Genomic DNA, 20,756 nt, shown 5'->3' with positions numbered 1-20,756 from the left:
ACCGGCTTTAGCCGGGAGAGCGTCGGATACCGTGCTGCAAATCAATGCTGCTGAAACTTGACATTGCGTCTATGGATGCAAATGAATTAAGGTTGCGTCTACAGAAAATTTCTGCCGTGATCAAGAGGTAATTCCATGAGCATCGCCACTCCAGTGCGGCAACTATCGAAGTCCGAGTGCGTGGTGGGTTTACGGGCGGCGTTGCGGGTGCTGGACAAGTGGAAGGCCACCAGTGATCAGGCCTGTCAGATTTTGCGTATTTCCCGGAGCACCTACACTCGCGCCCGCCAGGACGATGCACAGTGGTCGGTAGCGCTGGATCAGGACCAGATGCAACGGGTCAGCTTCGTGCTGAACATCCACGCCGCCCTGCGGACCCTGTTCGATAACCCCGACAATGCCTACGGTTTCCCGTCGATGGAAAACCACAACGATTTCTTCAACGGCAGAAAACCACTGGATGTCATGGCCCAGGGCGACATGATCTCGCTGTACGAAACCTTCCGCCGCATCGACACGCTCCGGGGCGCCCAATGGTGACGCCGGACGCGCTTCCCGCGCTCGCCGGCGAGACGCAGCAGGGTTATCGACTGGTCAATTCCAAGTTCCCCCCGATCGAACTGTTCAGCGACGTCGCTGATGCCGCCGAGTTCGAGACGCTGTACCGCATTCAGGCGCTGACCAATCCGCGCCTGCAGAACGAAGTCGGCCGCATCGAGCTGATTCCCCTGGCCGAAATCCCGTTCGGGATCCCCGGTTGTTCCTACGCCGTCGCGCCGTTCACCCATGTCAATCCTGCGGGTTCTCGCTTCAGCAGCGGCGAGTTCGGCGTGCTGTACCTGGCCGACACGGTCGACACGGCCATCGCCGAAGTGCGCCACCATCAGCAGTTGTACTGGTCGCGGGTGGCGGCGCTGAAGTACGAGCGCTTCGTGTTCCGCTGCCTGAGTTGCAGCTTCAGCGAAGAGGGCAGCGTTGACGCCACCGCCATTCCGCTCTCCGACCCCGTGTATGCGCCTGACGACTACGCGCAATCTCATGTCCTGGGCAAGGCCGCGAAGCAGGCCGGGATGGCCGGGTTGCGTTATCACTCGGTGCGCTCGCCGGGCAATGTGTGCTGGGCACTGCTGACCCCGCGCCACGTCGCGTCCATCGTGCAAAGCGCCCATTACGAGATGATCTGGAGCGGCGAGGTCATCGGGATCAACCGGATTTCGAACGCCTAGACGGTTGTCGATCCCGATGCCGAGCAAAACATCGAACTCATCCGCCGCCCTGGAAGTCACTCGATCATTGGGGATCAAGGAGCGTTCATGGGCAAGAACATCACAGCGCAGGAACTGGGCATTGACCTTGTGCAGGGCGGTGAAGGCGCGTTGTTCAAATGGTTGCTGGCCAGTTTCCTGATGGGCAAGCGGATTCGGGCGCAGGCAGCAGTTCAGACCTATCAGGTCATCGTCGACCGGCACGGCCGCGACACGCCGGGCAAGCTGGCCGCCTGCTCCAGCCAGGAGCTGGTGAGGATGCTGGGCGAGGGCGGTTACGCGCGGTATGACGAATCTACCGCGGTGCGCCTGCTGGCCCTGGCGAACAAGCTGATGGATGAATACGGCGGCACGGTCAGCGCGATGTCCGCCGCCAGCGCCGACCGTCGCGAGTTCGAAAAGCGCTTGCGGGATTTCAACGGCATCGGGCCCAAGACCGCAGAGATCTTCATGGCCGAAGCCGGAGAGGTACTGTTTTGAACGATGCAGTATCGACTGCGGCTGTTTTGGAAGAGGGTGTGTTTGAAGGCGCTGGCAAAATCTTCGTGGGCTGTGCCGGCTCGAGTCTGGGCCGCGAGTATGCGCCGTCGTTTCCGGGGGACGGCACCCACTTGCAGCGCTACGCACGGCAATTCAGCTCGGCGGAGATCAACAGCTCGTTCTACCGGCCCCATCGTCCGCAAACCTACGCGCGCTGGGCCGACTCGGTACCGGCGAATTTCCGCTTTTCGGTGAAACTCCCCAAGCTTATTTCCCACGAAAAACGCTTGCAAGACAGCGACCAGGCGCTGGACGAATTCCTCGGTCAGTGCCTGGAACTGGGCGATCGGCTGGGCTGCCTGTTGCTGCAACTGCCACCGTCGCTGGCGTTCGAGCCACAGGTAGCGGAGGTGTTTTTCACCCGGTTGCGCGAGCGCTTTGCGGGGCAGGTGGTAATTGAGCCGCGCCATGAAAGCTGGGTGCACGGCGAGCCAATGCTGACGCACTACCGCATCGCCCAGGCACGTGTCGATCCGTCCAGGCTGAGCAACGACGGCCAACCGTCAGGGTGGGCGGGATTGCGTTACTGGCGGCTGCACGGCGCGCCGCGCATTTATCACAGCGCCTACGAAGAGGATTATCTGATCCGTCTGGCCGCCGAGCTGAAGAGTGGAGCGCGAAGCGGCGAGCCGACGTGGTGTATTTTTGACAACACTGCCAGCGGCGCCGCTACCGGGAATGCGCTGAGGCTGATCGAGCTACTGGGTGAGCCACAATGACCTTCTCCCGGAACGCCCGAGCCAGACGGGTTCAGGCGATACCTGGCAGCGATCTGCAACGCTGATTTTCGTTAGGTGTGAGTTAATTGGCGCGCGAGTTGTTAAGCGTCATAGCACGATGCCACAATCTGCCCTTTTCCAGTGCCAGGCTCGGGCGAATTCGATGTACCTCCATGATTCTCAACCGGCGCGCGAGGACCTGATACGGGCCCAGGTGCGCAATGATCGTTTGCAGTTGCTCTTCCGTCAGAGTTTTTTCTCTGTGTTCGGCAGCGCGCTGGCGGCTGTGATGCTCTCGTGGATCTGCTGGGAGCGCCTGGAACAATCAATGATTCTCTGGTGGCTTGGGCTGCTGGGCGCCTCGACCAGCTTGCGCCTGATCATGTTGGTCACCTACTTCCGGGTGCCGGAATCCGTACGGACCCCCGAACGCTGGGAAACCACTTACTGGGTCACGCTGGTATTGTCCGCCGGCATCTGGGGCAGCGGCGCGCTGGCGCTGATGCAGGCCGGGGATATGCTGATCCAGACGTTGGTGCTGTTGTTCACCGTGGGCATGTCGGTGAGTGCGGTCTCCTGCTATTCGGCGTACCGCTCGATGACCCTGGCGTCGATTGCGTTAGTGCTGCTGCCGTGCTCGATCTGGCTGCTGTTTCAGCCCCAGACCGCGCAACAGGGGATGGCAGTTGCGTCGCTGATCTTTGCCGGTTTTGTGGCGAGCGCAACGCGCAAACTGGGCCGGGCCATGGAGCGGGCCTTTCGCCTGAGCCGCGAAATGGAACATGCCCATCGCATCGCTGCCCATGCCGCGCAGACCGACGAGCTGACTGGACTGCAAAACCGCCGTGCTTTCTTCCATCGCGCCGAAGGCGTGTACGAGACCTGTAAGCAGGCCCATCTGCCGCTCTGCGCCCTGATGCTGGACATCGACCATTTCAAACGCATAAACGACGGCCACGGCCATCAGGCGGGTGACGACGTCTTGCGGCAGATCGGCAGGGTCATCCGTCAATCCGTGCGCGACGCAGACGTCAGCGGCCGCCTGGGCGGAGAGGAATTCGCGCTGCTGCTGGCTAACACTCCGATAGACGTGGCGCGAGTCATTGCCGAGAGACTGCGCTCGGCCATCGCCGACATCACCTGCCTGCACGACGAAGGTGTGACCGCGAGCCTGGGCATTGCAGAGCTGAACCACCTCGATCAGGACTTGCATGGGCTACTGGCTCTCGCAGACAAGGCGCTGTTCCGGGCCAAGGCATCCGGTCGCAACCAGACTGCGGTGGGCTAGACGGAGCCTCTGGCACGGGGTCGGCAGACGGTTTTCGTGTCACCCGGACGTGACATTTATCTCGACGCTTCTCATTCGGCGGCGGCTGTGGCGTAGTGTGTCCAGCCTGTTTGGCACGATACCGACTGGAAGAGGTAAATGAGATGACCCTGCAAAACCGCCTGGACAACCTGTACCCGCGCGCCGACGAGATCCCTGAGCCGTTTCGCGCAGGCCCGGCCATCGAGCAGCGCGATTACCTGGTCAACGGCGAACTGCACCAATGGAAAGGGCCGTTGGCGCCCGTGCTAAGCCCGGTCTCGCTGAAGACCGACGCGGGCCTTGAATCCGTGGTGCTGGGCAGCACGCCGCTGATGGACGCGGAAACCGCAATGACCGCGCTGGACGCCGCCGTCAAAGCCTACGACCGTGGCCAGGGCGCCTGGCCGACCATGCGCGTCGCCGACCGTATTCATCACGTCGAGACATTTCTCAAGCTGATGCGCGAGCAGCGCGACGCCGTGGTCACGCTGCTGATGTGGGAAATCGGCAAGAACCTCAAGGACTCGCAGAAAGAGTTCGACCGCACCTGCGATTACATCGTCGACACCATCAACGCCCTCAAGGAACTGGACCGTCGCTCCAGTCGCTTCGAGCTGGAACAGGACACCCTCGGCCAGATTCGCCGCGTGCCCCTGGGCGTGACCCTGTGCATGGGCCCTTACAACTATCCGTTGAACGAGACCTTCACCACGCTGATTCCGGCCCTGATCATGGGCAATACCGTGGTGTTCAAGCCGGCCAAGTTCGGCGTGCTGCTGATTCGTCCGTTGCTCGAAGCGTTCCGCGACAGCTTCCCGGCCGGGGTCATCAACGTGATCTACGGCAGCGGGCGCGAGACGGTCAGCGCGCTGATGGCCAGCGGCAAGATCGACGTGTTTGCCTTCATAGGTACCAACAAGGCGGCCAGCGCCCTGAAAAAGCTTCACCCCAAGCCGCACCGTCTGCGCGCCGCGCTGGGTCTGGACGCGAAGAACCCGGGGATCGTGCTGCCGGATGTGAACCTGGACAACGCGGTGACGGAAGCCATTACCGGCTCGCTGTCGTTCAACGGTCAGCGTTGCACCGCCTTGAAGATCCTGTTCGTGCACGAAAACGTGGTCGGCAGTTTCCTCGAAAAGTTCGAAGAAAAACTCGCCCAGCTCAAGCCGGGCATGCCGTGGGAGCAGGGCGTCTCACTGACACCATTGCCGGAGCCGGGCAAGACCGACTACCTGCAAGGGCTGGTGGACGACGCCGTGAGCAAGGGTGCCAAAGTGGTCAATGAGGGCGGCGGCACGACCCACGGGCAGTTCTTCTACCCGGCTGTGCTGTACCCGGTGACGCCGGACATGCGCGTCTACCACGAAGAACAGTTCGGCCCCGTGGTGCCAGTGGTGGCGTACCGCGATCTGGAAACGGTGATCGAGTACGTGCTGGATTCCGATTTCGGCCAGCAGTTGAGCATCTTCGGCAACGACTCCAAGCAGGTCGGGCGTCTGGTCGATGCGTTCGCCAATCAGGTGGGGCGTATCAACATCAACGCCCAGTGCCAGCGCGGCCCTGACAGCTTCCCGTTCAACGGTCGCAAGAATTCGGCCGAGGGTACGCTGTCGGTACACGATGCACTGCGGGTGTTCTCGATCCGCACCTTGGTGGCGACCAAATTTCAGGAGAGCAACAAGGCGCTGATCAGCGACATCATTCATAACCGTGAATCGACGTTCCTGACCACCGACTACATCTTCTGATTCATTTGCTCGAATTAGCCGCAGGCGCGTTGCACAGCTGATGCTGTTCAACCGCTTGCGGTTTTTTTATATCTGTACTTTAAAACCCGCCGCCACTGTATTGGGCAGGCATTTTTAATGCTGTAGCCGATCCACTGTCTGGGCTTTTTTTGTAGGAAGGATTCTAGACTTCCGTAGGACAGCTCTCTTCCTCTCTTTGGTGGGTAGAGTTTTTATTCGTAGGGAATTAGCCTTGCCGCTTCCCGAATTCGATGAAAACTTCATCAGCCCATTCTTTGCTCACACTTGTTAAAACTTGACCGCTTGGGGTACGAGCGCCCGGCTGATAAAAAGGCTCCGCGATCCAGATATTCCCCTTTGTGACGTGTGGCATTTTCGACGGAGGAGTTATGGCTTCAAACAGCTTTCAAAATGAAGTGCCCAAGGCCCGGGTCAATATAAAACTCGATTTGCACACCGGCGGTGCGCAGAAAAAAGTCGAATTGCCGCTTAAATTGATGGTGCTTGGGGATTACAGCAACGGTCGGGAAGACCGGCCCTTGTCCGAGCGCACCAAGATCAATATCAATAAAAACAATGTCGACAGCGTGCTGGCGGAGTTTTCGCCTGCATTGAAACTCACCGTTGAAAACACCTTTGCCGACGACGGTTCCGATGCTTCAGTCGACTTGAATTTCGAAAGAATGAAGGACTTTGAACCGGAACAGGTGGCCAGACAAATACCGTCATTGCGCGCGCTGCTGGCGACCCGCAATCTGTTGCGTGACCTCAAATCAAACCTGCTCGACAACGCAACGTTTCGTCACGAACTTGAACGCATCGTCAAAGACGAAACGCTCAGTGATGAGTTGCGCGCCGAACTGGCAGTGCTCGCTGCACCCACTGAGCGTTAATTACCCGGGTCTCTGATAGCAGGTATCAAACATGTCCTCGAAACACTCTTCCGCAGTCTCAGGCGGTAGCACCGTTTTGTCTGAAGAAAGCACCGGCGTCTATAGCGCGCTGTTTTCAAAAATAAACCTCAACCCGGTTTCCGCACTGGGCGATATCGAAGCGTTTCAGAACAACGAAGCCCTGTCGGAGATCTCCGCCGATGAGCGCGTGACCGCCGCGGTCAGCGTGTTTCTCAACCTGCTCAAAGGCTCGTCGCGCAAGGTCCAGCGCCTCGACAAGACCCTGCTCGACGAACACATCGCCTGCCTCGACGCGCAGATCAGCCGCCAGCTTGACGCCGTCATGCATCATCCCGAGTTCCAGAGGGTCGAGTCGACGTGGCGCGGCGTTAAATCGCTGATCGATCAGACCGACTTCCGGCAGAACGTGCGCATCGAGTTGCTGGACATCAGCAAAGACCATCTGGTCCAGGATTTTGAAGACGCGCCGGAGATCGCCCAGAGCGGTCTGTACATGCACACTTATACCCAGGAATACGACACGCCAGGCGGCGAACCCATTGCCGCAGCTATTTCCAGTTACGAATTTGATCGCAGCCCGCAAGATATCGCATTGCTTCGTAATATATCGAAGGTCGCGGCGGCAGCGCACATGCCGTTCATTGGTTCGGTGGGGCCGGCCTTCTTCGGCAAGGACACCATGGAAGAAGTCGCCGCCATCAAAGACATCGGCAATTACTTTGATCGCGCGGAATACATCAAATGGAAGTCATTCCGCGACACTGACGATTCCCGTTATATCGGTTTGACCATGCCGCGTGTGCTGGGACGGCTGCCCTATGGGCCGGACACCATTCCGGTGCGCAGCTTCAACTATGTGGAAAGTGTCAAAGGCACCGATCACAGAAAATATTTGTGGACCAATGCGTCTTTTGCCTTCGCTGCAAACATGGTGAAGAGTTTCGTCAACAACGGCTGGTGCGTTCAGATTCGCGGGCCACAATCCGGTGGTGCGGTAACGGATCTGCCGATTCATTTATATGACCTCGGCACCGGCAGTCAGGTGAAGATCCCGTCGGAAGTGATGATTCCTGAAACCCGTGAATTCGAATTCGCCAACCTGGGATTTATTCCGCTTTCCTATTACAAAAATCGCGATTACGCCTGTTTCTTCTCCGCCAACTCAACACAAAAGCCTGCGTTGTATGACACCGCCGATGCCACGGCCAACAGCCGCATCAACTCGCGCCTGCCTTATATCTTTCTGCTGTCGCGCATTGCCCATTATCTGAAATTGATTCAGCGGGAGAACATCGGCACCACCAAAGACCGGCGTCTGCTGGAGCTGGAATTGAATAAGTGGATTAGCGGGCTGGTCACCGAAATGACCGATCCGGGTGATGACTTGCAGGCCTCGCATCCGCTGCGCGACGCCCGGGTAACGGTGGAGGACATCGACGATAACCCCGGCTTCTTCCGGGTGAAGTTGTACGCCGTGCCGCATTTCCAGGTGGAAGGCATGGACGTGAATCTCTCGCTGGTTTCCCAGATGCCCAAAGCCAAAACCTGACGTCGGCCATAGGTGAGCACAACATGAAAATCGACCGACCTCTCTGGGCTGCCGGGGCGCTGCTGTCCCAGCAGCAATTCCAGCAGCAAGGGCGCTGGGAAGCCTGGACAAACGAATGCATCGCCCATTTGTCGCGGGTTCATCCGTGGGGCGTGCAGACGGCGACGTTTGATCCAGAAGCGTTGCGGCTGGGCAAACTCAAGGCGTCCGCGCTGCGCGTGCGGCTGCCGGATGGCACCTTGATCGACACCGACAGCGTTGATCGGCTGCCCGCCGCGCTGTCCCTCGAACAGATTCAGATCGATCCGGAGCAGGGCGCGACGGTGCTGTTGTGCCTGCCGCTGGAGCAGTCCAACGGTGGCAATTGCCTGTTTGAAGACGCTCGCGCTGACCGGCCGGTGCGTTACCGCCAGGATTGGCGACAGGTGCAGGATCTCTACGGCGACGATCAACAGTCGATCGGTGTGCTCGAGCACATGCTCAGCCTGCGTCTGGCCAGCGATGACAACGCCGATTACCTGACCTGTTCCGTGGCCCGGCTGGTGCGTGACGGCCAGGGCCGGGTGTGCCTGGACGAGGCGTTCGTTCCGCCGCTGTTGAGCTTTGCCGGGCATGCGGGTTTGCAGGTCCAACTGGACAATCTCCTCACCCAACTGGCGTCCAAGCGTCAACGCTTGATGGGCATGCGCCGTGAAAGCAATCAGCGCATGGCCGACTTCGCGGTGGCGGATGTTTCGCTGTTCTGGCTGCTTAATGCGCTCAATACCTACCAACCCGTGCTCGCCGATTTCAAGGCCAGCCCGGCGCGCCATCCCGAGCAGGTCTATCTGGAACTGGTGAAGCTGGCGGGGGCGCTGCTGACGTTCTCCCTTGAACACGACGTTGACGCTATTCCGGTCTACCGTCACGAAGCGCTGGAAACGGTCTTTCCACCCTTGATGCAGATGATTTCGACGCTGCTGGAAGCCAGTCTGCCGTCGCGGGTGATCGCTCTGGAGCTGGAGCGGGTGCTCCCCGGTCGCTGGCAAGTGACGTTCAACGATCCCCGTCTGCGTGAGGCCGACGCCGCTGACTTTTACCTGTCGGTGCGCTGCCGCGAGGCCCCTGCGCAATTGCAGGCGCAGTTCCCGCGGCTGTGCAAGGTCGGCACTCCGGACGACGTTGATCAGTTGATCAACGCAGCCCTGGACGGCGTTCCGCTGCAGCCGCTCAGTCACGTGCCGGCGGCGATTCCGCTGCGTCTCGAAAACCAGTATTTCGCCCTCGACTTTGCCCATCCGAGCGGTCAGGCCGTGCTCGCCGAAGGGGTTTGCGCGTTCTACGTCCCGGCAACGCTGCCGGACGTCAAGCTTGAGCTGTTTGCGGTGCTGCGCTCATGAGCCGGCCAATGAAAAGCCAAGCGGCTGCGCGGTCCGTCGATGTCGATCAACTGCTGCAGGACAGTTACCTGTTGGTGGTCGAGTTGCGTCATGGCGCATCCGCTCCGGACAGCGATGCGCTCTGGGCGGTGTGCACCCGGCAGGTTGTCGAGGTTCGCGATGCGCTGACCCAGGCCGGCGTCAGCCAGCGCAATGTCGACTTCATCAGCCATGCCCAATGTGCGCTCATGGATGAAACCGTGCTGATCCACGCCGATGCCGCTGCACGCGCCAAATGGACCCACGAACCGCTCCAGGCGCATTACTTCGGACGTCATCAGGCGGGGCAGTTTCTCTACGAAGAAATGCGTGAGGTGCTGCACGAGCCGTCTCCGGACCCGAGCGTGCTGAGGGTGTATCACCGCGTTCTGATGCTGGGATTTCTTGGTCGCTACAAGGAACCGAACCATCCCGAGCGGCAACAGTTGATGGCCGAGTTGACCGCCCGAGTGGCGCCGTTGACCCTGGATCAGGCGTTGCCCACGTGGATCGACGCACGGGGTCGCAAACCGTTGCCAGCGTGGCTGCGCGCGCCGCTGTTACACCTGCTGGCGGCCGGTTTGCTGCTGGCCGGCATCTGGTGGTTGCTGGATTCGCATCTGGCGGCGCTGGTCGCCTCCCTTGTGACCGAGCGGGTGTGACGCGCCCATGACACTCAAGTTGATGCGTGCACTTGCCCTGTGGTCCGGATGCCTGGCGCTGATGGTGATCAGCGTGTTGCCGCTGAGCCTGGTCGATCAAGCGTTCGCCGTCGTTGGCGCCCTGATTCTGGTGACCGGGGCCTGGCTGCTGGCGGGTCGACGTACTTCCCGTCTCGGTGATTCGCTGCGCCTGGAAGCGTTTCGGACCTTGCCGGGCAGTGAATACCGGCTGCCTGTGGTGCTGATATGCGGTGAGGGGGCGTCGGCGCTTATTGCTGTTGATGCCGATGCCGATGCCGATGCTGCCGAGCAAACCCTCGTACGGAACACGGCCAGCGGGTGTTACGTCTGGGTGCCGAGCATTGAGCGATTGCCCGAAGTGACCACTGCGCTGCTGGCGGTCCGTCCGCAATGGCGTGGGCAGCTCAGCGTCATGTTCGTCATCAATCCGGCCCAACACGCTGACAGCGCGGTGCTGGCCGGCCAGCTTCGTGCGCTGACTCATCAGCTTTCGGTCATCCGCAAGCGTGCGCAAACGTTGCCGTTGTGGGTAGTGAGCTATCAACACACCTCACCAAGGCCGCACGGTGTTCGTGGGACGGGCTTCAGCCGGGAAGAGGGAAGTTCGGCCACCGAAGCCGTCTGGTTCAGTTGGGAAAATGGCGGCCCCTTTGCGCGGGTACGAAACAACGGCACCTGCGTCAGCGTCGAGGACTGGCAGAGACAAGACGCCACCGTCCTCACCGACCGCATACAACTTGCCGTGCAGATGAATACCCACGCCGCATGGCTTGTTCAGTACGTCGCGCCGCACTTCACTCGGATCGGCCGGCATCGCGCGCCGTCGCCAGTGGCCTACGCAATCTGCCAAGTGGCGCGTCTGCCTGACCCCATTCCCGGCAGCGTCTGGCAGCACTGGATACAGGGAAAAACCGCGCTGGTGCCGACCCGGTTGACGAGGGACACGGGCGGTGTTTTGCCCGCGCCGGACCCTTTGCTGGAGCTGGTGCCCCGGCACACCGGCAACACAGCAGCGAGGCGCGCCACGGTCATCGGCATCTGGCTGACGGTTTTCTCTGCCGTCGTCGCCCTGTCGAGCTCGGCCCGGCAGAACACTTTGTTGATCCGTCAGGTGGGTGACGACCTGCGCCGCTACGCATCGATCAACGAAACCGACCGCGAGGATCAGCAGGCCGTGGCCCGGCGCGAAGCGGCGTTGACCGTTCTGCACGACGACGCCCGCCGGCTGGATGACTACTACCGCTACGGCGAACCACGGTCGTTGGGCTTCGGCCTTTATCGCGCCGAACAACTGCGCATCAGGGTCTGGCACGCCATCGGCCGTTACCGTCCGCCCACCGAGATGGCGCAGGCGTCCGCGCCGGTGCGTCTGGACACGCTGTCGCTGTTCAACATCGGCAGCGCCGAACTCAAGGCGGAGTCGACCCAAGTGCTGATCAATGCGTTGGTCGGCATCAAGGCCAGACCCGGCTGGTTGATCGTCGTCACCGGGCACACCGACGCCACCGGCAGCGCCGAGCAGAACCTGCGCCTGTCCCGCGACCGCGCCGCTTCAGTGCGCGACTGGATGCAACGCATGGGCGGCATTCCCGGCAGTTGCTTCGCCGTGCAGGGCTACGGCGCCAGTCAACCGATCGCCAGCAATGACACCGAACAAGGGCGCAGGGCCAACCGCCGCGTCGACATCCGTCTGGTGCCGGAAGAGGGGGCCTGCGGGTCGTTTTCTGCCGGGGCCGGGCCGGCTACCCCCGTCGCATTTCGCGGCACTCGATAACCCAAGCAAGGAGTTTCACATGGCAATTCCCGTTTACCTCTGGCTCAAAGATGACGGCGGCGCTGACATCAAAGGCTCGGTCAACGTGCAGTCCCGGGAAGGCAGCGTCGAAGTGGTCGCCCAGGACCACAGCGTCTACATCCCCACCGACAACAACACCGGCAAATTGACCGGCGCCCGGGTGCACACGCCGTTCCTGTTCACCAAGGAAATCGATGCCAGCAGCCCGTACCTGTACAAGGCTGTCGGCACCGGCCAGACCCTGAAAAGCGCCGAGTTCAAGTGGTACCGCATCGACGACGCCGGCCAGGAAGTCGAGTACTTCAACACCCTGCTGGAGAACGTCAAGGTCGTCCGCGTCGCGCCGAAAATGCACGACGTCAAGGACCCGGCCAAGGAGAAGCACAACCACCTGGAGATGGTCGAGCTGCGCTACGAGAAGGTCACCTGGACCTACAAGGACGGCAACATCATCCACTCCGACTCGTGGAACGAACGCCAGACCGCCTGACGCTGCAAGGCCGGCAGACAGGCAGCTTTTGCACGCCTGTCTGCCGGCTGCGGTGTGTTGGGTTGAGCGTCCGTAATCGGGCGCTGCGCCAAGCACATCGGCACGGCACGTTTCCCCAGACAACACAGCGAGGCGTCGACCGGCCAACCGTCGTCGCCGCTCCTTACTCCTTCCATTCAAGGACGATGACCCATGGCACAGAGCTCCTCCCGTTTGCTTCGCCGCCTCAACCCTTTCTGCGCCCAGGCCCTCAGCGCGGCGGCAACGCTGTGCCAGAGCCGCGGCCACGGTCACATCACCATTGAGCACTGGCTGCTGAAACTGCTGGGGCAGGGCGACGGTGATCTGGTGCTGATCGGCCGGCGTTACGAGTGGGACATCGAAGCGCTGTGGACCGGCTTGCTCGACCACCTCGACCGCCAGCCGCGCAGCGTCCAGGCCAAACCGCAGCTGTGTGACAAATTGCAGGTGCTGATCAAGAACGCCTGGGTGCGCGCTTCGATGGACGAGGACAACGAGCAACTGCGCTCGGCCCACGTCCTGGCGGCGCTGATCGAGACCCCCGACCTGCTGGCGTGTGTGGAAGCCTGGCCTTTGCTCAGCCTGAGCGAGGTGCAGTTGCGTCACTTGCTGCCTTTTCTTGACGAGCATTCCGATGAGCGCGCGGGTTCGGTACCTGGGCCGGAGCAGGGCCTGGATCTTGCGCCGGATCGTGCTGCGGTAGAGATGTCGTCCGCGGATTCAGCGGCGGAAAACCCTGTGCTGGCGAGGTTTACCCAGGACATCACAGAGAAAGCGCTCAAGGGCGAGATCGATCCCGTGCTCGGCCGTGACGACGAGATCCGTCAGGTCATCGATATCTTGAGCCGCCGGCGCAAGAACAACCCGATTCTGGTGGGCGAACCCGGCGTCGGTAAAACCGCGCTGGTCGAAGGGCTGGCCCTGCGCATCGTCGAAGGCAACGTGCCTGCCAGCCTGAAACCGGTCAGCGTGCGCACGCTGGACCTGGGGCTGTTGCAAGCCGGCGCGGGAGTGAAAGGCGAGTTCGAACAACGCCTCAAAGACGTGATCCAGGCCGTGCAGCAGGCCGAGCATCCGGTGCTGCTGTTCATCGACGAAGCCCACACGCTGATCGGCGCGGGCAATCAAGCCGGAGGCGCCGACGCTGCCAATCTGCTCAAGCCTGCCCTGGCCCGTGGCGAACTGCGCACCATCGCCGCGACCACTTGGGGCGAATACAAGCAGTATTTCGAACGCGACCCGGCGCTGGAGCGGCGCTTCCAGACGGTCAAGGTTGACGAGCCGGATGACGCCACGGCTATGATCATGCTGCGCGGGTTGAAGGCCCGCTATGCCAGCCACCAGGGCGTACACATCGAGGACACCGCGATACAGGCGGCGGTGGTGCTGTCGCGCCGCTATCTGCCCGGCCGCCAGTTGCCGGACAAAGCCGTCGACCTGCTGGACACCGCCAGCGCTCGGGTGCGCATGAGCCTGGATTGCGAACCCCAGGCGCTGATCGCGAGCAAGGCCCGGCAGTCCGCGCTGGAGCAGGAACGCCATGCGCTGCAAGAAGATCAGCGCATCAACGGACGCAGCGCCGATGAGCGTCTGGCGGTCATCGCCGAGCAGCTTTCATCCCTGAGCGATGAGCTGGGGCGACTGCAGGACCAGCACGCCCACGAACTCGATCTCGCGCAGACATTGCTCGCCGCCCGTCATGCCGAGGTGTTCGATCCCGACACCTGCGCGGATCTACAGGCGCAGCTCAAGGCGGTTCAGGGCGATGCGCCGTTGCTGTCCCTGGACGTCGATGATCGCAGCGTCGCCCAAGTCATTGCCGACTGGACCGGCGTGCCCCTGAGCAGCCTGCTGAAAGATGAACAGGCCAGCCTGCTGGCTCTGGAGCAGTCGTTGGCGTCTCGCGTCATCGGTCAGGACCGCGCGTTGACGGCAATGGCCCAGCGCCTGCGCGCCGCGAAAACCGGCCTGACCGAAGAAGACTCGCCGCTGGGCGTGTTCCTGCTGGTCGGCAGCAGCGGCATTGGCAAGACCGAAACCGCCCTGGCGCTGGCCGACACCTTGTTTGGCGGCGAGAAATCACTGATCACCCTGAACCTCTCCGAGTACCAGGAAGCCCACACCGTCAGCCAGCTGAAGGGTGCGCCGCCCGGTTACGTCGGCTACGGACAAGGGGGCGTGCTCACCGAAGCGGTGCGCCAGCGACCCTACAGCGTCGTGCTGCTGGACGAAGTGGAAAAGGCCCACCGCGACGTGCTCAACCTGTTTTATCAGGTCTTCGATCGAGGCTTCATGCGGGACGGCGAAGGGCGCGAAATCGACTTTCGCAACACCGTCATCGTCATGACTTCCAACCTGGGCAGCGACCTGTTGCAGGACTACCTGCTGGCCAACCCCGAAGCGCTCGACGGGGAGGTGCACGAGCAACTGCGGCCGGTGCTGCGCGAGCACTTCCAGCCCGCGTTGCTGGCGCGTTTTCAGACGTTGATTTACCGGCCGCTGCAGGCGGCGGCGCTCAAGCGCATCGTCGCAATCAAGCTGGGCAAAGTGGCGGAGCGGCTGCGCCGGCATTACGGGCTGGACTGCCGGATCGACGAACGCCTGCACGATGCGCTGGTGGAGGCCTGCCTGCTGCCCGACAGCGGCGCGCGGAACATCGACAGCCTCCTCAACCAGCAGATTTTGCCGGTGCTGAGTCAACAGCTTTTACAGCGCCAGGCGGCGCGACTGGCAACGCGGAGCGTGGTGCTTGGGCACTGCGAGGAGGACGGCATCACCGTTGAGTTTGTCGAGTCCCAGGCTTCGGTGGAGGGCGAATGATGAACGATGCCATCGGGGTGTTTTTCGACCATAGCCGTCACAAGCTTACCGTTCATAACCTGCCTGTCGCGCTGGATGTGCTGGCCTTTGAGGGCGAAGAACGGCTGAGCCAGCCGTTTCTTTATCGCGTGGAATTGACCTCGGTTGAGCGAGACATCGGCGCCGAGCGGATGCTCGGGCAGGATGCGCAGTTCAGTCTGCATGCGGCGGCCCATACCTTGCCGATTGCTATTCCTGGCTTGCCGGTGCCATCGGTTAAACCGCTGCGCACGTTGCATGGGGTCATCACCGGCTTCAAGCGGCTGTCCGGTTCCGCTGACGAGGCGCGCTATGAAGTGACGCTGGAACCGCGCCTGGCGTTGCTGGCCCGTGGGCGGCAGTTCCGGATCTATCAGCATCAGTCGGTGCCGCAGATTGTCGAGAGCATTCTGCGCACGCGCCATGACTTTGAGGGGCAGGATTTTCTGTTCACGCTGGTGCGGGAGTATCCCAAGCGCGAGCAGGTGATGCAGTACGGCGAGAGCGATCTGGCGTTTATTTCGCGCTTATTAGCCGAGGTGGGGATCTGGTACCGCTTTAGCAACGATGAGCGATTGGGGATTGCGGTCGTCGAGTTTCATGATGATCAGCGGCATTACCTTCGCCCGCGAGTGAGTTTGCCGTTTCGGCCGCAGTCGGGGTTGGGCAGCAGTGGCGCGGACGGGGTTTGGGGGCTGCAGGTCAGTCATGAGGTGGTGGAACAGAGCGTTCACTTTCGTGCCTATCACCATCGGGATGCGAGTGCCTGGCTGGATGGGACTGTGGATCAGACCCGGGGTGACACCACGACCTATGGCGAGGCGTATCACTATGCCGAGCCGTACAAGGTGCTCGGCGACAAGCTGGATCAGGATGAAGATTTAGAGGGTGAAAGCGGGTTTTTCTATGGGCGGTTGCGGCATGAGCGGTATCTGAATAACCAGACCCGGCTGAGCGGGATGAGCAGCAGTGCGTCTTTGGGATTGGCGCAGGTGCTGGCGATTTCCGGTGGAGCGCCCCAGGCGTTTGAGCCGGGGGCGGTGCTCACAAGGCTACGATTGCGTGCGGCGCGGGATCGCAGTTTTGAGTTGAGCTTTGAAGCCATCCCTTATTCCGAGAGCGTGTGTTTTCGGCCGCCGTTATTGGCCAAGCCTGAGATAGCCGGGACTGTTCCGGCGCGAGTCACCAGCTCGCTGGCCAACGATCCCTATAGCCACATCGACCGCGAAGGGCGCTACAAGGTCAGCTTTCTGTTTGATCGTGACAGCTGGGAAATCGGTCAGGAAAGCCTGTGGCTCAGATTGGCTCGACCCTATGCGGGCGATACCCACGGCTTGCACCTGCCGCTGATCTGCGGGACGGAAGTAGCGATTGCCTTCGAGCAAGGCGACCCGGATCAGCCCTACATCGCCCATGCCCTGCATGACAGTCGCCATCCCGATCACGTCACCCTCACGCGCAGCGATTACAAACGCAACGTGCTGCGCACGCCGGCGAACAACAAGCTGCGCATGGAAGACGATCGCGGCAAAGAACACATCAAACTCAGCACCGAGCACAGCGGCAAGAGCCAGCTGAACCTCGGGCATCTGGTCGACAACGAGAAGGACAAGCGCGGCGAAGGGTTTGAATTGCGCACGGATGGCTGGGGTGCGATTCGGGCCGGGCGCGGGGTGTTTATCAGTGCGGATCAACAGACCAAGGCTTACGGTCAGCAGCTCGATATGGACGCTGCAATCGAGCAGCTCGAAAGCGCGTTGTCGTTGGCCCGGTCCATGGCCCAAGCCGCCCGGAGTGCCCAAGCCATTGCCGCCGATACGAGCGGCCACGAACAACTCACCGCGGCCCTGACCAACCTGACCGAGCCCGGCCTGCTACTGCACGCGCCGGCCGGCATCGGCGTGGTCAGTCCCGAGGCTGTTTTGCTGTCCTCCGGCCGTGACAGCGTCGCCATCACGTCGTCGCGCTCGACCAACGTCAGCGCGGGACATGACATCACCGGCACCGCCGAGGGTGCGATCAGCCTGTGCGCTGTAACCAAAGGCCTCGACCTAAAAGCCGTGGATGGGGATGTACAGCTGCACGCCTACGGTGGGGCGATGCACGCGTTGGCGAATGACCAGATAAAAATTGAAAGCCTGGCCGGCCGTGTCGAGATCAGTGCGCCCGAAGAAATCGTCTTCAGCTGCGGCGGCGCGTTCATCCGCATCAAGGATGGCGACATCGAGCTGGGCGCGCCAGGGAACATCCATCACCGGGCCGCGTACGTGCTAAAGGGCGGTGCCACCACGCTGACCACCCCGGCGACGCCGATACCGCCGGGCTATGCCGCGGGTTACACCCTCAGCGAACCGGATAAGGGTTACGCGCCCTTCGCCCGTTACCTGATCACCACTCAGGAGGGCGAGCGGTTCCCCGGCGTGACCGATAAGGACGGCAGGACCATTCCGGTCCACACGCTGTTGCCCGGGAACGTGGTGATCGAGTTTCCCAATGACAAGCACGATGAGCAATGACCACCGCTCAGGGGCCCCGTCGCCCGGATGGATTGCGATCTGCATCGCAACGGCTTCCGACACCGCTCCTGCCGCCAGGCAATCGGCCGCGACGATCTATCACCGCATCAAATCTTCAATCAGGAAGGACCCGGCATGAAAGACAGAAAGCACCAGACGGACATTTTTTGCACCTACAAGCCTGTGGCCATCGGCCCGCAGAAAACCCATTGGGTTGAATTTCAACTGGTGGACGAACTCGGCGAGCCCTTGGCCGATCTGCCGTGGCGGGCGACCAATCAGGCAGTGCGGGATGGCTGCGTTGCTGAGTACTCGGGGAGCACCGATGCCCAGGGTGTGATTCGAGTTGAGGATCTTTATCCGCTCGACTTAACACTGCTAATGCCGGCGGCGCCGTTGGCTGAAGTCCTGCAGCAGCGGCGGTTGCGGGCGGTGCGCCCGGAGCCCGAGCGGCCAGGTGCAAGTGATAGCAAGCCTCTGTACGGAAAGCAGCGCCCCGGGTTTTCGCCGGTGGAAAAACAGGCGCTTGAGCAGGGGCATGCCTATCACTACCTGCGAATAGGGCAACTGTGTGATGAGCTGCCGGTGTTCAATCCGCCGTGGCCAGAGCTGGATACGCCACCGGCTTATCATTTTCCGGACGCTGAGTTTTCAGGGTTTACGGTGCAATACGAAGCGCTGAACTGCCGGCATGTATTGGAAGTTTGCCCACTGCGTGCGTGGTCGTTGGTGCTGCATGATGAGCAGAAGTACAGCCTCGCGAATGCCTACAACTTGGGGCTGATGAGCATCTTGTCGTATAGCAACAAGTCGAAGAATGTATTTGGTTCGCCAGAGGAGTTTTTTGAACAGCAGTGTATCGATCTGTCGAGAACTCCCAGGGTTTGGGACGGGGGCAAAAACTGGCCCTGTCTGGTCACCGACTTACCATTCGATGATCGATACGAGACCTGTGTGGTATTGAATACTGCTAAAGCAGCCGTTCCCAAGGGTGACACCCAGCTCTTCTACGTCAGAAACGCGACTCACATACTCGTGGCATGGCGCGGAACTGACTTTGACCGCCTCCATGCGCCAGACCTGATCACGGACCTCACATTTCGTCCTGTCCCCCCAGAACTGAAGTTGAATTGTGCTCCTTCGGTTCCATGCACAGATCTGGCGGTCGAGGGCCGGGTTCACCTAGGGTTTCGTGAGGCCTTCAAAGTAGCTGAAACCTTGTACGATAGGCACTTCAGTGAATTCATTCCAGAAGATACTCTGGTTAGGAAACTTTTCATTTGCGGACACAGCCTTGGAGGAGCTTTGGGTCTAATACATGCCGCAACACTCAAGGATAAAGGTCCGGTGTTGTACACCTACGGCATGCCACGTACGTTTACCATCGAAGCGATACAGGGATTAAGCGGATTTGCCCACTTTCGACATGTCCATGACACCGACACTATACCCAGCGTGCCGCCTGAGGCAGATCTGGATAACCATCTCTATAGGCTTTACGGCCCTTTAGGCACGACGTTAGGCTTCGCTTGGTCGATGGGTCAGGCCCTCGCAACTAATGTGATCGAATTCGGTGATTCATACGGCCATCATGGCGAACTTGCCATGTTTTACCGTGTAGAACAGCACATTCAGAGCCGTGGCTCCTCCTACCCTGCATATCGGAGTAAGGATGGTCTCGGCGCGCCGTACTACAACACCATAAAGACCCGATTGCGGGCGCGGCCAAACCTGTACCTGGTGCCAAGTATTAATGCAACATTGAGTGAGCAATGCGGAAAACTACAGCACCTGTTCATAAGCAGCCTTGACAAGAAAACGCTAGAGCGAATATTTCCACGCTACAAAAACCCCAAGCCGGGAGGGTTGCTAGGTATTGGGAACCATATGATGGGCGAATATATGGCACACATAACCAATCGACTACTCACAGCCATCGAACCTGATCGGAAGCCGCCGCTTGATGCACAGGACGAGATCAAGCGCTTCGCGGAACAGATGACAAAGCATGGCGGCACCTCGCCGAAAGATGAATATGAGCGGAATGACCTGTTTCTTAAAATGCATCAGCAGATAGATGCGGCATTGGAGGCAACAGTTCAGGCGGAGGGTGGGGTCGAAGCGTTGCAGCGGCTTGACTTAGTTGCTAGTGCGTCGAGAGTTTAGTATGAGTAGAGAAGGTTTGGGTTTGAAAGTATTGCTGCCTTGTGTTGCGACGGTTCTCTCCATTAGTGGTTGTGCGAAAGACTACAGCCTGGCGCCGTCACCGAGCGGCGAGCAAGTCAAGATTGCTATTAAGGTCTCCGAGGAATTAGAAGTAACACCCCTGAGGGTGATGTATCGATCAGCGATCTGCGAACGTGTCACCCATGACGGAGATGGACGACCCGAGAGGCTCGAAGGTTACAACTCGATTGATGTGAAATTGTCACGCCAGAACAACGGAAGTCTCTATGAGGCAGATTTATTTGTAAACGGCGGTGGGCCCTGTGAGTGGCGCTTAAGTAATGTTTTATTTGAGGTGAGCTATCGCGTGCCTAATCGTTTTGGAGAAAACGTGGGCTCAGGAGGGGGCGGTGGGGTAATTGTGATATTTGACCACAACGATGCACAGCTTCGGACATCTGGTTTGGTGAAAGTTAAAGGAGCAGACCTTACTATCATCAAGGACTATTACCCTTGGGTGAAGGATAGTTACTCGGGCGGGTATATCAAGCGAGCGGGTCTGGCAGGCGAGGCGAGAAGTTATCTAACCTACGAGGCCCGTGAAGCCCGGAGCGTGTATTTCGAGGCGGTGTTGCATTCTGATTATGTGGTGTCATCGACAGCACCAAAAAAACACAAGGTTGGTGAATTCATTACGTTTCAATACCCTGACGGAACAATAGAGTCTGATCGGAGATCAGAGCCCAACTTTAAAAAAATGCAGGAAATCCGCTTGAAAGCGGAAGCGGAGAAATGAAGTTGACCGC

The 20,756-nt window shown here is 60.3% G+C and carries 16 protein-coding genes; all 16 read left to right on the top strand.

From position 1 onward, the window contains the following. Positions 1–135 precede the first annotated feature (135 nt). The 16 genes from BMY98_RS05200 (at position 136) to BMY98_RS05125 (ending at position 20,746) form a co-directional block, all read left to right on the top strand. The gene (locus BMY98_RS05200) at positions 136–540 is read left to right on the top strand and encodes an antitoxin Xre-like helix-turn-helix domain-containing protein (protein ID WP_074885669.1); all 405 of its coding nucleotides are present in this window, start codon (positions 136–138) and stop codon (positions 538–540) included. Continuing rightward, on the top strand, positions 534–1,226 hold the full coding sequence (locus BMY98_RS05195) for an RES family NAD+ phosphorylase (RefSeq protein WP_074885666.1): 693 nt from the start codon (positions 534–536) through the stop codon (positions 1,224–1,226). Before BMY98_RS05200 ends, BMY98_RS05195 begins: the two co-directional genes overlap by 7 nt. 87 nt (positions 1,227–1,313) lie before the next feature. Next, positions 1,314–1,745: an HhH-GDP family DNA glycosylase gene (locus BMY98_RS05190; RefSeq protein ID WP_074885663.1), complete on the top strand. Its 432-nt coding sequence runs from the start codon at positions 1,314–1,316 to the stop codon at positions 1,743–1,745. A gap of 59 nt (positions 1,746–1,804) precedes the next feature. Then, positions 1,805–2,524, top strand: coding sequence for a DUF72 domain-containing protein (locus BMY98_RS05185; protein WP_074885813.1), 720 nt, complete (start codon positions 1,805–1,807; stop codon positions 2,522–2,524). A 163-nt stretch (positions 2,525–2,687) separates the two neighbouring features. After that, positions 2,688–3,812, top strand: coding sequence for a GGDEF domain-containing protein (locus tag BMY98_RS05180; protein ID WP_074885659.1), 1,125 nt, complete (start codon positions 2,688–2,690; stop codon positions 3,810–3,812). 143 nt (positions 3,813–3,955) lie between these two features. Continuing rightward, a complete protein-coding gene (locus tag BMY98_RS05175; RefSeq protein ID WP_074885656.1) occupies positions 3,956–5,581 on the top strand; it encodes an NADP-dependent glyceraldehyde-3-phosphate dehydrogenase in 1,626 nt (541 codons plus the stop codon). 389 nt (positions 5,582–5,970) lie between these two features. Then, on the top strand, positions 5,971–6,474 hold the full coding sequence (tssB, locus tag BMY98_RS05170; RefSeq protein ID WP_074885653.1) for a type VI secretion system contractile sheath small subunit: 504 nt from the start codon (positions 5,971–5,973) through the stop codon (positions 6,472–6,474). Positions 6,475–6,505: 31 nt separating this feature from the next. Then, entirely contained in the window at positions 6,506–8,044 is a 1,539-nt protein-coding gene (gene tssC / locus BMY98_RS05165; RefSeq protein WP_074885650.1) for a type VI secretion system contractile sheath large subunit, read from the top strand. 23 nt (positions 8,045–8,067) lie between these two features. Beyond that, entirely contained in the window at positions 8,068–9,423 is a 1,356-nt protein-coding gene (tssK, locus tag BMY98_RS05160) for a type VI secretion system baseplate subunit TssK (protein ID WP_074885648.1), read from the top strand. Positions 9,424–9,431: 8 nt separating this feature from the next. After that, positions 9,432–10,103 carry a type VI secretion system protein TssL, short form gene (gene tssL, locus BMY98_RS05155; protein ID WP_108121845.1) on the top strand — a complete coding sequence of 224 codons (672 nt, stop codon included), beginning with the start codon at positions 9,432–9,434 and terminating at the stop codon, positions 10,101–10,103. A 7-nt stretch (positions 10,104–10,110) separates the two neighbouring features. After that, on the top strand, positions 10,111–11,898 hold the full coding sequence (locus BMY98_RS05150) for an OmpA family protein (RefSeq protein ID WP_074885641.1): 1,788 nt from the start codon (positions 10,111–10,113) through the stop codon (positions 11,896–11,898). 19 nt (positions 11,899–11,917) lie between these two features. Beyond that, positions 11,918–12,409 (top strand): Hcp family type VI secretion system effector, encoded by a 492-nt coding sequence (locus BMY98_RS05145; protein WP_065991578.1) that lies wholly within the window; start codon positions 11,918–11,920, stop codon positions 12,407–12,409. Positions 12,410–12,601: 192 nt separating this feature from the next. Next, a complete protein-coding gene (tssH, locus tag BMY98_RS05140) occupies positions 12,602–15,250 on the top strand; it encodes a type VI secretion system ATPase TssH (protein WP_074885638.1) in 2,649 nt (882 codons plus the stop codon). Further along, the gene (locus BMY98_RS05135) at positions 15,250–17,784 is read left to right on the top strand and encodes a type VI secretion system Vgr family protein (RefSeq protein WP_074885635.1); all 2,535 of its coding nucleotides are present in this window, start codon (positions 15,250–15,252) and stop codon (positions 17,782–17,784) included. Before tssH ends, BMY98_RS05135 begins: the two co-directional genes overlap by 1 nt. 135 nt (positions 17,785–17,919) lie before the next feature. Continuing rightward, positions 17,920–19,950: a lipase family protein gene (locus tag BMY98_RS05130; protein ID WP_074885632.1), complete on the top strand. Its 2,031-nt coding sequence runs from the start codon at positions 17,920–17,922 to the stop codon at positions 19,948–19,950. Position 19,951: 1 nt separating this feature from the next. Then, positions 19,952–20,746 (top strand): hypothetical protein, encoded by a 795-nt coding sequence (locus tag BMY98_RS05125; RefSeq protein WP_074885631.1) that lies wholly within the window; start codon positions 19,952–19,954, stop codon positions 20,744–20,746. Positions 20,747–20,756 lie beyond the last annotated feature (10 nt).

The organism is Pseudomonas graminis (genome assembly GCF_900111735.1).
Taxonomy (GTDB): domain Bacteria; phylum Pseudomonadota; class Gammaproteobacteria; order Pseudomonadales; family Pseudomonadaceae; genus Aquipseudomonas; species Aquipseudomonas graminis.
This window is presented reverse-complemented; position numbering and strand designations above follow the sequence as displayed.

Bases quoted from the DNA above. Each gene is read 5' to 3' on its own strand.
- BMY98_RS05200 (WP_074885669.1), top strand. From the start codon at position 136: ATGAGCATCGCCACTCCAGTGCGGCAACTATCGAAGTCCGAGTGCGTG.
- BMY98_RS05195 (WP_074885666.1), top strand. From the start codon at position 534: ATGGTGACGCCGGACGCGCTTCCCGCGCTCGCCGGCGAGACGCAGCAG.
- BMY98_RS05190 (WP_074885663.1), top strand. From the start codon at position 1,314: ATGGGCAAGAACATCACAGCGCAGGAACTGGGCATTGACCTTGTGCAG.
- BMY98_RS05180 (WP_074885659.1), top strand. From the start codon at position 2,688: ATGTACCTCCATGATTCTCAACCGGCGCGCGAGGACCTGATACGGGCC.
- BMY98_RS05175 (WP_074885656.1), top strand. From the start codon at position 3,956: ATGACCCTGCAAAACCGCCTGGACAACCTGTACCCGCGCGCCGACGAG.
- tssB (WP_074885653.1), top strand. From the start codon at position 5,971: ATGGCTTCAAACAGCTTTCAAAATGAAGTGCCCAAGGCCCGGGTCAAT.
- tssC (WP_074885650.1), top strand. From the start codon at position 6,506: ATGTCCTCGAAACACTCTTCCGCAGTCTCAGGCGGTAGCACCGTTTTG.
- tssK (WP_074885648.1), top strand. From the start codon at position 8,068: ATGAAAATCGACCGACCTCTCTGGGCTGCCGGGGCGCTGCTGTCCCAG.
- tssL (WP_108121845.1), top strand. From the start codon at position 9,432: ATGAAAAGCCAAGCGGCTGCGCGGTCCGTCGATGTCGATCAACTGCTG.
- BMY98_RS05150 (WP_074885641.1), top strand. From the start codon at position 10,111: ATGACACTCAAGTTGATGCGTGCACTTGCCCTGTGGTCCGGATGCCTG.
- BMY98_RS05145 (WP_065991578.1), top strand. From the start codon at position 11,918: ATGGCAATTCCCGTTTACCTCTGGCTCAAAGATGACGGCGGCGCTGAC.
- tssH (WP_074885638.1), top strand. From the start codon at position 12,602: ATGGCACAGAGCTCCTCCCGTTTGCTTCGCCGCCTCAACCCTTTCTGC.
- BMY98_RS05135 (WP_074885635.1), top strand. From the start codon at position 15,250: ATGAACGATGCCATCGGGGTGTTTTTCGACCATAGCCGTCACAAGCTT.
- BMY98_RS05130 (WP_074885632.1), top strand. From the start codon at position 17,920: ATGAAAGACAGAAAGCACCAGACGGACATTTTTTGCACCTACAAGCCT.
- BMY98_RS05125 (WP_074885631.1), top strand. From the start codon at position 19,952: ATGAGTAGAGAAGGTTTGGGTTTGAAAGTATTGCTGCCTTGTGTTGCG.